The sequence below is a fragment of the Pseudomonas sp. SIMBA_041 genome, assembly GCF_046535095.1.
GTDB lineage: Bacteria > Pseudomonadota > Gammaproteobacteria > Pseudomonadales > Pseudomonadaceae > Aquipseudomonas > Aquipseudomonas mucoides.
This window is the reverse complement of the sequence record NZ_JAWRXJ010000014.1, coordinates 149,808-163,208: the sequence shown is the minus strand read 5'-3', so window position 1 is coordinate 163,208 and position 13,401 is coordinate 149,808. Positions and strand designations below refer to the sequence as shown.

General features: G+C 60.3%; 13 protein-coding genes. 6 read left to right on the top strand and 7 right to left on the bottom strand.

What is annotated here, in order from left to right; all coding sequences use genetic code 11:
• Positions 1-58 precede the first annotated feature (58 nt).
• The 5 genes from SB725_RS28005 to SB725_RS27985 form a co-directional block, all read right to left on the bottom strand.
• Positions 59-502 (bottom strand): hotdog fold thioesterase, encoded by a 444-nt coding sequence (locus tag SB725_RS28005; protein ID WP_027923997.1) that lies wholly within the window; start codon positions 500-502, stop codon positions 59-61.
• 32 nt (positions 503-534) lie between these two features.
• Positions 535-2,202: an AMP-binding protein gene (locus SB725_RS28000; RefSeq protein ID WP_410922904.1), complete on the bottom strand. Its 1,668-nt coding sequence runs from the start codon at positions 2,200-2,202 to the stop codon at positions 535-537.
• Positions 2,203-2,413: 211 nt separating this feature from the next.
• Positions 2,414-2,866, bottom strand: coding sequence for a phosphohistidine phosphatase SixA (sixA, locus tag SB725_RS27995; RefSeq protein ID WP_027923995.1), 453 nt, complete (start codon positions 2,864-2,866; stop codon positions 2,414-2,416).
• On the bottom strand, positions 2,863-3,210 hold the full coding sequence (locus SB725_RS27990; protein ID WP_027923994.1) for a DUF4389 domain-containing protein: 348 nt from the start codon (positions 3,208-3,210) through the stop codon (positions 2,863-2,865). Before SB725_RS27990 ends, sixA begins: the two co-directional genes overlap by 4 nt.
• Positions 3,211-3,242: 32 nt before the next feature.
• The gene (locus SB725_RS27985; RefSeq protein ID WP_027923993.1) at positions 3,243-4,268 is read right to left on the bottom strand and encodes an NAD(P)H-dependent glycerol-3-phosphate dehydrogenase; all 1,026 of its coding nucleotides are present in this window, start codon (positions 4,266-4,268) and stop codon (positions 3,243-3,245) included.
• A gap of 197 nt (positions 4,269-4,465) precedes the next feature.
• Here SB725_RS27985 and SB725_RS27980 point away from each other — a divergent pair, with 197 nt between their 5' ends.
• The 6 genes from SB725_RS27980 to SB725_RS27955 all read left to right on the top strand — a co-directional run bounded on the left by SB725_RS27980 (position 4,466) and on the right by SB725_RS27955 (position 11,904).
• A complete protein-coding gene (locus SB725_RS27980; RefSeq protein WP_410922903.1) occupies positions 4,466-6,589 on the top strand; it encodes a TonB-dependent receptor plug domain-containing protein in 2,124 nt (707 codons plus the stop codon).
• Complete coding sequence (locus SB725_RS27975) at positions 6,590-7,522, top strand: ABC transporter substrate-binding protein (protein WP_410922902.1); 933 nt, start codon at positions 6,590-6,592, stop codon at positions 7,520-7,522.
• Positions 7,519-9,420, top strand: coding sequence for an ATP-binding protein (locus SB725_RS27970; protein ID WP_059182325.1), 1,902 nt, complete (start codon positions 7,519-7,521; stop codon positions 9,418-9,420). The genes SB725_RS27975 and SB725_RS27970 overlap by 4 nt, the downstream gene beginning before the upstream one ends.
• A 247-nt stretch (positions 9,421-9,667) precedes the next feature.
• Entirely contained in the window at positions 9,668-10,183 is a 516-nt protein-coding gene (fabA, locus tag SB725_RS27965; protein ID WP_008148022.1) for a 3-hydroxyacyl-[acyl-carrier-protein] dehydratase FabA, read from the top strand.
• A gap of 11 nt (positions 10,184-10,194) precedes the next feature.
• Positions 10,195-11,415, top strand: coding sequence for a beta-ketoacyl-ACP synthase I (fabB, locus tag SB725_RS27960; protein ID WP_027923989.1), 1,221 nt, complete (start codon positions 10,195-10,197; stop codon positions 11,413-11,415).
• A gap of 300 nt (positions 11,416-11,715) precedes the next feature.
• Positions 11,716-11,904: a hypothetical protein gene (locus SB725_RS27955; RefSeq protein ID WP_027923988.1), complete on the top strand. Its 189-nt coding sequence runs from the start codon at positions 11,716-11,718 to the stop codon at positions 11,902-11,904.
• Positions 11,905-11,974: 70 nt separating this feature from the next.
• Here the strand turns inward: SB725_RS27955 and SB725_RS27950 are convergent, their stop codons facing one another.
• The gene (locus SB725_RS27950) at positions 11,975-12,517 is read right to left on the bottom strand and encodes a DUF2058 domain-containing protein (RefSeq protein ID WP_059182324.1); all 543 of its coding nucleotides are present in this window, start codon (positions 12,515-12,517) and stop codon (positions 11,975-11,977) included.
• A gap of 28 nt (positions 12,518-12,545) precedes the next feature.
• Positions 12,546-13,379, bottom strand: a complete 834-nt coding sequence (gene mazG, locus SB725_RS27945) for a nucleoside triphosphate pyrophosphohydrolase (RefSeq protein WP_410922901.1) — start codon at positions 13,377-13,379, stop codon at positions 12,546-12,548.
• Between the last annotated feature and the right edge of the window lie 22 nt (positions 13,380-13,401).

The following is a 13,401-nucleotide window of genomic DNA, read 5'->3' as shown; positions in this document are numbered from 1 at the left end:
CCGAGCGCAGCCTCGCCGGGGCTCGACAGCAGCTATACGAGGCGGATGCAGGCTTCGTTTAGCGGGCCGGCGGGTTCTCCCCCAGCGGCACGACCGCCATGGTCAGGCGCGACACGCAACTGGCCTTGCCTTCATCGCTGGTCAAGCGGATGTCCCAGACGTGTGTCGTGCGGCCAATGTGGATGGGCGTGGCCACGGCCGTCACCCTCCCACTGCGCAGGCCGCGCAGGTGGTTGGCGTTGATTTCCAGGCCCACGCAGTAAAACTTGCTGGCGTCGATGCACAGGTAGCTGGCCATTGAGCCGACCGTTTCGGCCAGCACCACAGACGCGCCGCCGTGCAGCAGGCCGTAAGGCTGGTGAGTGCGGTGGTCAATGACCATGCTCGCGGTCAGGGAGCCTTCGTCAAACGCTTCGAAGCGGATATCCAGCACTTCGCCGATGGTGTTTTTCTGGATCGCGTTCAACTGCTCGATGTTGGGAGTGGTACGCCACAGACTCATCGCTGCTTTCCTTTGTTGGTTTTGTTCGTGGCTCAATCCTGCCACAGCACCGCCTCGCTGTGCTCGCTCCATTCTTCGAAGCGGTCGCCGTAAGCCGCTTCGATCACGTTGCGCTTGATCTTCAGCGTTGGCGTCAGGAAGCCGTTTTCCACGGCCCAGCTGTCCTTGACCACCACCAGACGCCGCAAACGCTCGTGTTTGTCGAGGACGCCATTGACCTCATCCAGGAGCTTTTCCAGGCTTGAGTGCAGCCCCGCCCTCGCCGTGCCGCTGGCGTCCTGCTGCCCGACCGCCGATAGCACGCACAGCCCCAGCGGTGCACTCAAACCGTCACCGACCACGCACACTTGTTCAATCCGCGAATGCACCGCCAGGCGATTTTCAATCGGTGCCGGCGCGACGTACTTGCCCTTGCTGGTCTTGAAAATTTCTTTCAGGCGTCCGGTCAGGCGCAGGTTGCCTTCGGCGTCTTCCTCACCCTTGTCGCCGGTGCGCAGGAAGCCGTCCCCGGTGATGGTTTCAGCGGTTTTCTGTGGTTCCTTGAAATAGCCGAGCATGGTCGCGCCGCTGCGCACCATGACCTCGCCCGATTCGTCGATCCGCACTTCTACCTCAGGGCACGGCTTGCCGATCCAGCCGGACTTGTTCTCGCCGGGCCGGCCAATGTGCGAATAGCCGCAGCTCTCGGTCATGCCGTAGACCTCCAGCACGTCCAGCCCCAGTTTGCGGTACCACAGCAGCAAGGTTTGTGGCACGGGCGCAGCACCGGACAAGGCAACGCGCAACGCGTCCAGCCCCAGCCCGGCGAGGACTTTATGCCCGACCCGCTTGCCGATGAAGGGCAGCCCGAGCAGAAAATCCAGGCGTTTTGCCGGGATCTTGCTGTACACGCCCATCTGGAATTTGGTCCAGATCCGCGGCACACCGAACAAGGCAGTAGGCCGGGCGCGCTTTAAATCCGTCAGGAAGGTGTCGAGGCTCTCGGCAAAAAACACCGTCTGCCCGGTGTAAATCGACGCCAACTCAACGAACATCCGCTCGGCCACATGGCACAGCGGCAGGTAGGACAACAGCCGGTCCGACTCGTTGAGGCCGAATAGCTGCGTACCGCGGGTGGTGGCGAACCCCAGATTGCCGAAACTGTGCATCACGCCTTTGGGCAGGCCGGTGGTGCCGGAGGTGTAAATGATAGTGGCCAACTGATCGGCTGCCGGCGTGGGGTCATCCTGGATGGGTGAGCTGCGTTGCAGGTCGGCCCAGCTGAAATCGAAGGTGCCCGGTGGGTGCAACGGCAGACTGATCGTCGGCAGCTCAGGTCTGACGCCGAGGGACATGCTCGGCCAGTCATCGAGCTTGCCGATAAACGCCAGCGCTGCTTCGGAATGATCGAGTACCTGGGCCACCGATTCGGCGGTCAGGTTGGGGTACAACGGCACCGAGACATGCCCGGCCATCCAGATCGCCAGGTCGGCGATGATCCAGTGGGCACAGTTTTTCGAAATCAGTGCGATGTGGCTGCCTTGCGGCAATTCACGAGCGCGCAGCCAGTGCGCGGCGCAGCGAGCCTGATGGCCGACGTCGGCCCAGGTCAGTGTTTCAACTTGCCCGCCACCCGTGGGCTGGACCAGAAAACGCTGGCGTGGATGACGGGCCTCACGCTCGTAGAAAACATCCAGCGGCAAACGAAAAGCAGCAGACATGCGACTCGCTCCTGAATTTTTGGTCTGGAGCAAGCGTAGTCAACCAAGCGGTTGCTTGGTTGACTATTTCATTACAAATATCAGCAACACCGCAGCCCCCTGTAGGACCCGGGCTTGCCCGCGATGCAGGCGCTGCGGTTTATGAATCAGACCGCGTCGATGCAATCGCGGGCAAGCCTCGCTCCCACATTGATGCCCTGTACCGACAGTGCTAAGGGTGTTTGATGCCCTTGAGTTTCATGGCGCCGGCCGGCGGCAGGTCACCTTCTAGCTCTGCCAGGCCGGCGGTCTTGACGGTTTCCGGCTCTTGCAGGTGACCGTGTTGCAGGTAACCGAGCAGATTGCCCACCAGCGGGTTGTGGCTGACCAACAGCGCGTTATCCACCGACACCAACTGCTCCGACACCGCTTGCGGGCGGTTGTCGGGCGTCAGCCACTCGACGGTGCGGATGTTCGGTTCGAACCCCAGCGCGTCGCGCACCAACTGCGCGGTCTGTTGCGCACGCAGGTAAGGGCTGGCGTAGATCGCGGTAATCGGCTGACCGATCAACTCGGCCGCACTGCGCAGCACTTCTTCGCGACCACGAAGAGTCAGCGCTCGCTCGGAATCGGGACGCGAGCCGTACGGTTCAGCTTCACCATGACGCAATACCCAGAGTTTCATAGCTTGGGTTCCTCATCTCGGGCCGGATGCGGCGCGGGCGCCACAACATGCGGCGCTTCACCTTCCGGTGTACGCGGCGTCGGCCAGTCGGCGAACGGCCAGGGTTTCTGGTCGCTGTGGAAGCTGCCGAAACGACCGATCTGCGCCAGGAACTGGCTCAGGCTGTCGCCAAAGTTCATCAGGCTGGCGCTCGGGGCGCCATAGAACAAACGATAGATCAGTTGCACCAGCACTACCGCGCCCAGGATGAACTGCGCCACTTGCCAGACCAGCACGAAGACAATCATCCACAGCACCCGCAGCAGGATGGACTCGTACTTGGTTTCCATTTTCGGATCGTTCATGTCGTGCTCCCCTGCTTATTTACAAAGCGTGCTTAGTTGAAACCGCTGGTCGAGATGAAGTCGACGTCGGTTTTCGGTTCGCCGCGCATCAACAGCTCAATCACTTGATTTAGCGTGCGCCCTTCGAACAGGATCGCGTGCAGCCCGGCGACCAGCGGCATATAGACGCCCACCTCCTGAGCCTTGGCCTTGAGCACTTTGAGCGTGTTCACGCCTTCGGCGACTTCACCCAGACGCGTCACCGCTTCCTCCAGGCTCAGGCCCTGGCCGAGGGCGAACCCGACCTGGTAATTGCGGCTTTTCGGCGACGAGCAGGTGACGATCAAATCGCCCACCCCGGCAAGACCGAGGAAGGTCATCGGGTTGGCGCCCTGATTCACTGCAAAACGGGTCATTTCCGCCAGTGCTCGAGTGATCAGCATGCTCTTGGTGTTTTCGCCCATGCCCAGCGCCACGGCCATGCCGGCAATGATCGCGTAGACGTTTTTCAGCGCCCCGCCCAACTCGACGCCAAAGCGGTCGGCGCTGGCGTACACGCGAAAAGTCCGGCCATGCAGCGCTTCCTGAACTCGCTGACACAGCTCTTCGTCTTCGCTGGCGACCACCGTCGCGGTCAGCGCGTGTTCGGCGATTTCACGGGCCAGGTTCGGTCCGGACAGCACGCCGATGCGCGCTTGCGGAGCGATTTCCTCGAGGATCTCGCTCATCAGCTTGAAGGTGTGGGCTTCGATGCCTTTGGTCAGGCTGACCAGCAGTTTGCCGCTCAACTGTGCGGCATGCGGGACCAGGACCGAACGCAGGGCACTGGAGGGCAGCGCGACGAAACACAGGTCGCAGGCGTCCAGCGTGGCTTGCAAGTCTGTCACCGGTTCTACCGCCGGGAGAATCTTGATGCCTTTGAGGTAACGCGGGTTCTCGCGATTGACCCGGATGGCCTCGGCCTGTTCGGGGTCTCGCATCCACTGCCGGACCTGATGCCCGTTTTCGGCCAGCAGATTAGCCACGGCGGTACCAAAACTTCCGCCTCCCAGGACCGCAATTGGGCGCTGTTCAGTCATATGCAATCCGTTAATCCATACCAGTGGCGATGTCGGCATTATACGGAGCGCCCCCGTGGCGGCCAGCCCCTGCGTCAATTACCAACACTTGTAGGAAGAAGTCCAATAAATACGAGGAAAATGCCGGCATCGTGAATGGAAAAGTGACCGCGCTCGGTTAACATGCGCGCCAACTCCTCACGATCAAAGGGTATGACGTGTCGCTTGGTTCTCCATCATCCCGTTCGCCGCTGGTCCTGGCGCTGATGTTCAGCCCGTCCTTGCTGGCCGACGATTTGTTCCTCGACAACGAACCGCTCCCGCAAGTGCTGACGGCGACACGCCTGAAGCAATCGCCGGCCGCAGTTCCGGGGAGCATGACGGTGATTGACAGCGAATTGATCAACGCCAGCGGCGCACGGGACATCAGCGAATTGTTGCGACTGGTGCCGGGCATGATGGTCGGCAACATCAGCGGCAACCAGGCCACCGTGAACTACCACGGCACCAACGCCACTGAGGCCCGCCGCCTGCAAGTGCTGATCGACGGTCGCTCGGTGTACCGCGCAGGCCTGGCCACGGTGGACTGGAGCGATATTCCGGTGGCCATGGAGGACATTGAGCGCATCGAAGTGTTTCGCGGCCCGAACACCGTCAGCTACGGCGCCAACGCGCTGATGGCCGTGGTCAACATCATCACGCGCAACCCGGCCAACAGCCATGGCACCCGCGTGAAAGTCACCCGTGGTCAACGCGGCATCAACGACTATTACGCCAGCCAGGGCACCGGCTGGGACGGCGGCGACTTGCGTCTGTCACTGTCGGGGCAGCAAGACGACGGTTTCGATTCGGACCGCAACGGGGCCGATTATCGGGACAGCCGTCGCCTGAACCGCTTCAACCTTGCGGTCAGCCAGACGCTCGCGCAAAACCAAAGCATCGACTGGCAATTGAATGCGAAGGAAGGCACCAACCAGCGACCGTATACCTACCGCCCGGTGTTCCCGGGGATTACCGCCGCCGGGGACAATTCCGACGTCGCCGCCAAAGATTACGCCGGCTCGCTGCGCTGGAACCTGGACCTCAATCCCGATCACAGCCTGTATGTACAAGGCTCGGCCCAACACTGGGATCGCCAGCAAACCTGGCGCGCCTGTGATGCCGAAGCGTCGTTCAGCCCGGAGCTGACCCAGCTTTGGCAGCTCAACCCGAATTACACCGAACGCCTGGCGCGCAACATGGATCGCTTCACCGGTCCCGGCGCACCTCTGGGCACGCCAGCGGAACAAGCGCTGGCCAATCAGGTGCTGGGGCAATGGAAAAACGGCGCCCGGCAAACACTCTGTGGCGACATCGACCAGAGCGCCCGGGAATCGCGCTACGACCTCGAAGTGCAGGACACCCTCAGCCTGTCCGACAGCCTGCGACTGGTCAGCGGCATGAACTATCGTTACGACCGGGCCGATTCCGAGACCTACTTCAATGGCACGCTCGACGACACCACGTGGCGCACGTTCGGCCAGCTGGAATGGCGTGCCACCGAGCACTGGTTGTTGCAGGGCGGGGCGATGTTCGAGGACACGCAATTGACCGGCAGCTCACTGACCCCGCGCGTGGCGGTCAATTACCTGATCAACCCGCGTCATGGCTTGCGTGCCGTGTATTCGGAAGCGATTCGCTCACCGGACATGTTCGAGAACAACGTCAACTGGAGTTACCAGGTGACCAACCTGCGGCCCACCGCTTACGGCCAGACCAGCGCCCGCTATTTCGTCAAGACCCGTGGGCCCGGCGACCTCGACAAGGAACGCATGCGCTCGCGAGAGCTGGGCTACAACGGCTACTTCGTCGAACTGGGGCTGAGCGTCGATGTGAAGCTGTTCTACGACGAAATCAACGGCATGATCAGCGAACCGCTGCGCAACAATCAGTACATCGCCAGCAACTCCAACACCTCGCGCTTCACCGGGGCGGAAACGCAACTGGACTGGCGCCTCGGCAGCGCTGACCGCCTGCGCCTGACCTATGCCTACGTGGACACCGACGCCAGTAATCCGCTGGATGAGCAACAGACCGCGCGCAACAGCGGCTCCGCCGGTTGGCTGCGCAACTGGGGACAGGGCTGGAACAGCGCCCTCTTCTACTATGGCGACGATGCGCTCAACGGCTATCGCTTCGAGCGGGTCGACACCCGCATCGCCAAACGCCTCGGTTTGGGCAAGGCCAACCTGGAACTGGCCGGCATCCTTCAGCAACGCCTGGACAATCAACCCACCACCTTTGTCGACAACAACTACGACGAGCGCCGAGTGGTTTACTTCAGCGCGGAGCTGACGTTTTAAATGCGCCGTCGCCTGTCATGGAAGTCGCCGCGACCGGGTCGCCTGCTGGCCGGGTTGTGCCTGGCGGTTGGCTGCCTGCTCGGCGCCCTGCCGATACAGGCTGCAGACATTCTGTTGACCGGCACCGAAGACAGCCCCGGCGTGCAGTCCTTCGTCCATGCATTGAGCGAGATGCGCCCCACCGACAACGTCCGCTTCCAACTACTGGCGAGTCTCCCCTCGCCAGGTAAACTGCCTGCCGCCACGCGCCTGATCCTGCTGGATCTGCCGAGCCTCGACTGGCGTCAGCAAGAGGCCCTGGGGCCGACGACGCTGGTACTGCGCATCAGTCGCCTGCAAGCCCAACAACGTTTCGGCGTGAACTTTCCACCACACCTCAGCCTGCTCTGGAGTGATCCGCCACTGGATCGGCAATTGCGCCTGACCCGACTGATCCTGCCCCAGGCGCGGCGCGTCGGCGTGCTGTTCGACAGTCACAGTGAATTCCTGCTGAAAGAAATGCGTCTGGCCGCCCTGGGGGAAAGTCTTGATGTGGTCGCCGAGCGCTGGGATAACACCAATGACAGTCGCCCCTTGCAGGATTTGCTGAAAAACTGCGACGTGCTGCTGGGCCTCGACGATCCCGACCTGTACAACCCGAAAACCGCAAAAAATCTGCTGTTGAGCAGCTATTCCCGGCAACTGGCCTTGATCGGCCCGAATGCCGCGTTCGTCAAGGCCGGCAGCCTGGCCAGCACTTACAGCGATCAGAGCGACTGGCTGCAAGTGCTCGACGAATTGCTCGACCTGCCACCGACGAGCTGGCCGCGCGCGCTTTACCCGCAACACTTCAAAGTCTCAAGTAACCCGCAAGTGGCTCGTTCATTAGGTATTGAGCAGATTGATGACGCATCTGCCGCCCTCCAGCTGGCTGAAGGAGAAAGCCGCCCATGACCTTCCGACGCCCTTGGGACATCAATACCCGCACCCAAATGATCAGCCTTGGCCCGGCCCTGTTGCTGACATTGGTGCTGATCAGTTTTTTTACGTTCGTACGGATTCAGGACCTGCGTCAGGAGCTCAATCACACCGGGCAGTTGATCGCCAACCAATTGGCTCCCGCCACCGAATACGGGGTGATTTCGGGTAACAACGAGGTGCTCGAAAGCTTGCTCAAGGCGACACTCGCCACGCCGAACGTGCGTTTCCTGGAGGTCCAGGACAACGCCAACCGGATTCTGGTGTACGTTGAGCAACCCTCGGAAACCCACCGACGCTCGCAGCAGGTTGAAGTGTTCCAGGCACCGGTGCGGTTGCAGCGGATCGCGCTCAACAATGATTTTTTCCAGGGCTCCAAAGCCTCGAGCACCGGCCCCTCCGAGGACTATCTGGGCCGGGTGATCGTCGGTCTGTCGAATGACGCCTTCAACCAGCGTCAGCAGGAAATCCTGTTGAAAGCCGCGATCCTCGCCCTGTTCGCCCTGCTGTTTACCTTTCTGGTGGCACGGCGCCTGGCGGGCAGCCTGTCGCAACCGATTCGCGACATTGGCAACGCGGTGAAGGCCATCCAGGAAGGCGATTACACACGCCCCTTGCCGATTGTCGACGACACCGAGCTGGGCGCGCTGTCGCAACACATCAACAACCTCGCCAGCGGCCTCGAACAAGCCAGTCGCGAACAGCATCAGGCGATGGCGCAGTTGATCCAGACACGCGAGGAAGCGGAAAAGGCCAACAATGCCAAGTCTGATTTCCTGGCGATGATGAGCCATGAACTGCGCACGCCGATGAATGGCGTACTCGGCATGCTGCAATTGCTCGAAACCACCGACATGACCGAAGAGCAGGTCGAATACGCGGCACTGGCCTCGGAGTCCACCGAACACCTGCTCAAGGTCATCAACGACATTCTCGACTTCTCGCGCATCGAGCGTTCGGAACTGGAACTCGAGCACATCCCGTTCAATCTCGCGGACCTGATCGTCAGTTGCGCCCAATCGTTCCAGCACAGCGCGGCGCAACGCGGGCTCGATCTGCAGTTGCTGATCCCCGACGACATGCGCGCCCTTCAGGTTCAAGGCGATCCGACACGCATCCGGCAGATTCTGGTCAACCTGGTCGGCAATGCCTTGAAGTTCACCGAGCATGGCCGCGTCAGCATCGAACCGCAGTGGCAATCGCTGGATCACGAACTGCTGTGGTTCACCTGCACCGTGCGCGACAGCGGCATTGGCATTTGCGCTGAAAGCCTGGAGCTGATGTTCAATGCCTTCCAGCAGGCCGACAGCTCCATCTCACGACGCTACGGGGGCACCGGCCTGGGGCTGCCGATTGCCCGCACGTTGGCTGAACGCATGGGCGGCACCTTGCGGGCGCAGAGCGAAGAAGGCCAGGGCTCGGTGTTTACCCTGGAAATTCCGCTGGCCCTCTATAAGCAGACGCTTCCGGTGCTGGCCCCGAGGGCGCAGACCGGCAATGAGGATGGCGCGGGGCATAACGTGTTGCTGGTCGAAGACAACCCGGTCAATCAGACCGTGATCGAAGCAATGTTGCGCAGCCTGGGCTTTACTGTCAGCGTCGCCACCGACGGCGCGCAGGCCGTGCGTAGCGCCGAAAGCCTGATTTTTGAAGCGATCCTGATGGACTGCCGACTGCCGATCATCGACGGCTATGAAGCGACCCGACAGATTCGCCAATTGCCCGGCTGTGCGGACTTGCCGATCATCGCCTTGACCGCCAATGCGCTGCAGGGCGATCGCGAAGCCTGTTTGTCGGCGGGCATGAACGATTACTTGGCCAAGCCCTTCAAACGAACGGATTTGCAGCAAATTCTGCAGCGCTGGGTGCAGTAGTACAGGCCTTTCGACCATCTGCGACTGGCGTGAAAGGCGAAAGTGCGGCAGTCTTAGGCACCCGAACAGGCCCGAAAAGGGGCTTGAATAATAATTTCAGTGCACAAGTGTACATTCATGTCCTTGGTGCTGTGACTTTCACCACAACGCAATAGTCTATGAGTAGGCTGCTGACTCGAGGCATGAACGCCTCGATCGGCCGGGAGATTTGCCCCACCCTGCCGCATGGGACTATTGAGGAGCTCGCATGACCCAACAAAACGCCTTTACTCGGGAAGACCTGCTGCGCTGCAGTCGCGGTGAGCTGTTCGGCCCAGGTAACGCACAACTGCCCGCCCCGAACATGCTGATGGTGGATCGCATCACCCATATCAGTGCCGAGGGTGGCAAGTACGGCAAAGGTGAATTGGTCGCCGAGCTGGATATCACTCCGGACCTGTGGTTTTTCGCCTGCCACTTCGAAGGTGATCCGGTGATGCCGGGCTGCCTGGGCCTTGACGCAATGTGGCAATTGGTCGGCTTCTTCCTCGGCTGGCAAGGCCTGCCGGGCCGTGGCCGTGCGCTGGGTTCGGGCGAAGTGAAATTCTTCGGCCAGGTCCTGCCGACCGCCAAAAAAGTCACCTATAACATTCAGATCAAGCGCGTGTTGAAAGGCAAACTGAACCTGGCCATTGCCGACGGTTCGGTCAGCGTCGACGGCCGCGAGATCTACACCGCCGAAGGCCTTCGGGTCGGCGTTTTCACCTCCACTGACAACTTCTAAGGGTTATCCGCATGCGCCGCGTCGTTATCACTGGTCTGGGCATCGTTTCGTGCCTGGGCAATGACAAAGAGACCGTCTCCGCTAACCTGCGTGCAAGTCGCCCTGGCATCCGGTTCAACCCGGAATATGCCGAAATGGGTCTGCGTAGCCAGGTTTCCGGCTCCATCGACCTTCCCCTCGAAGAACTGATCGATCGCAAGATCTATCGCTTCGTTGGCCACGCGGCGGCTTACGCCTACCTGGCCATGAAAGACGCCATCACCGACTCCGGTCTGACCGATGAGCAAGTCTCCAACCCGCGTACCGGCCTGATCGCCGGTTCCGGTGGCGCCTCCACGCTGAACCAGATGGAAGCGCTGGACATCCTGCGCGAGAAAGGCGTGAAGCGCGTTGGCCCGTACCGTGTAACGCGGACCATGAGCAGCACCGTTTCCGCTTGCCTGGCCACCCCGTTCAAGATCAAGGGCCTGAACTACTCCATCGCTTCTGCCTGCGCCACCAGTGCTCACTGCATCGGCAACGCCATGGAACAGATCCAGATGGGCAAGCAGGACGTCGTGTTCGCTGGCGGCGGCGAAGAAGAGCATTGGAGCCAGTCGTTCCTGTTCGACGCCATGGGCGCACTGTCCAGCCAGTACAACGAAACCCCGGAAAAAGCTTCCCGTGCCTACGACGCCAAGCGTGACGGTTTCGTCATCGCCGGCGGTGGCGGCATGGTCGTGGTCGAAGAGCTGGAACACGCTCTGGCCCGCGGCGCGAAGATCTACGCGGAAATCGTTGGCTACGGCGCGACTTCCGACGGCTACGACATGGTCGCCCCAAGCGGCGAAGGCGCCATCCGCTGCATGCAGATGGCCATGTCCACCGTTGACGCTCCGATCGACTACCTGAACACCCACGGCACCTCGACTCCGGTCGGCGACGTCGCGGAAATGAAAGGTGTGCGTGAAGTGTTCGGCGACAAGGCTCCGGCCATCAGCTCCACCAAGAGCCTGTCGGGTCACTCCCTGGGCGCCGCCGGCGTTCACGAAGCGATCTACTGCATGCTGATGATGGAAGGCAACTTCATGGCCGGTTCCGCCAACATCGAAGAACTGGACCCGGAAGTGGCAGACATGCCAATCCTGACCAAGACGCGCGAAAATGCCACCATCAACACCGTGATGAGCAACAGCTTCGGTTTCGGTGGCACCAACGCCACGCTGGTACTGAAGCGTTGGGCAGGTAAGTAATACCTCGCCGTTTCGCTGCACACAAAAACGCCCCGACTGGTTCGGGGCGTTTTTTTTGTGCCCTAATAAAGTGAATGCACCGCAGTTGCTGTAGCAGCTTGGTTATTCATGAACATGAAGCTTTTGTCATAAAACTCAACGCCCTGCGACCGAATGTCGCGCGTTACGCGGGCTGCAGGACTTTTGCAGAATCGGCAATTGTCCGTTACCAATCCCGAGCGTTTACTTAGCAAGCTAACAAAACGTATAACAAAGACCTGCACACGCCTTGGTGCAGATAATTGAGATTGGAGCTAGCAGATGACTGTAAAAGTAACTGAACGCGACGATTCACATAAATCCCATGAGGGTGTAGCCGCTGGTATCCGCATTTGGGATGTCCACCAACAGGACCTACTGGTGGGGATGTTTCACTCCGAGACTGACGCGCACAACTACAAAACCGAACTGGAAACACTGGAGCAGCAAAGGGCGTTGCGCTCCGCTTGAGCAACTACAGCATTGAAAACGACAAACCCCGCCATGAGCGGGGTTTGTCGTTGTTGCAACCTCTAACGGCTTACCACATCAGATCATCCGGAATCTGGTAGGCGGCGTACGGATCGTCCTCGGCGGCCACTTCTTCAGTCTTCACGTTCATCTGCACGATGCGTTGTGGATCACGCTCCTGGATCTTCAGCGCCGCTTCACGCGGGATCACTTCATAACCGCCGGCGTGGTGCACGATGGCCAGGAAGCCATTGCTGAGCTGATTACGCATCAGCGTGTTGACGCAGAGGCGCTTGACCTTTTTGTCATCAACGAAGTTGTAGTAGTCCTCGGTGGTCAGCTTCGGCAGACGCGAGACTTCGATCAATTGCTTGATCTGCGCGGCGCGGGCCTTGGCCTCGACTTTTTCCTGCTGCTGACGGTTCAGCTCCTGGTCGCGCTTGACCTTCTCGGCCTTCGCTTCCTGCGCCGCACGCTGCTGCGAGTCATCCAGCTCGATATGGCCTTTGTGGGCCAGGCGCTGTTGTTTCTGCTTCTCTTTGCCGACCTGTTTGGCCTGCTTCTGGTTGACCAGCCCTGCTTTGAGCAACTGGTCGCGAAGGGAAATGCTCATGGTGCTTGTTTCTCACTTAGGCAACTGCTCAACCGCAGCTGGTCAAATTCTTTTCCTGACGTTTGGCTTCGCCCCACAAGGCGTCCAACTCTTCGAGGGTGCAATCTTCTATGGGACGGTGGGTGTCGCGCAATGCCTGTTCGATAAAACGGAAGCGTCTTTCGAATTTGCTGTTGGCGCCACGCAGCGCGGTTTCCGGATCAACCTTGAGATGACGCGCCAGATTGACCACGGAAAACAGCAGATCACCGACTTCATCGGCAATCGCCGCCGAGTCATTGTCGGCCATCGCTTCGAGCACTTCATCAAGCTCTTCACGAACCTTGTCCAGCACCGGCAAGGCGTCCGGCCAGTCAAAACCGACCTGCCCGGCGCGCTTCTGCAACTTGGCCGAACGAGACAACGCCGGCAGCGCAGCAGGCACATCGTCGAGCAAGGACAGTTGTTGCGGCGCGGCAGACTTCTCCGCGCGCTCCTCGGCCTTGATCTCTTCCCAGCGCTGCTTGACCTGTTCTTCACTCAGGCGCGGGATGTCCATGGGCGCGTACAGATCACCGGTGGGGAACACATGAGGATGGCGACGGATCAGCTTGCGGGTAATGCTGTCGATCACACCGGCAAACTCGAAGCGCCCTTCTTCCCGGGCCAGCTGGCTGTAATAAACCACCTGAAACAGCAAATCCCCCAACTCGCCCTGCAAATGATCGAAGTCGCCGCGCTCGATGGCGTCAGCGACTTCATAGGCTTCCTCAAGGGTGTGCGGGACGATGGTGGCGTAGGTTTGCTTGATGTCCCACGGGCAACCGAAATGCGGGTCGCGCAGACGGTTCATCAAGTGCAATAAGTCTTCGAGTGAATACATCAATCAGTCTCTACACAAACCC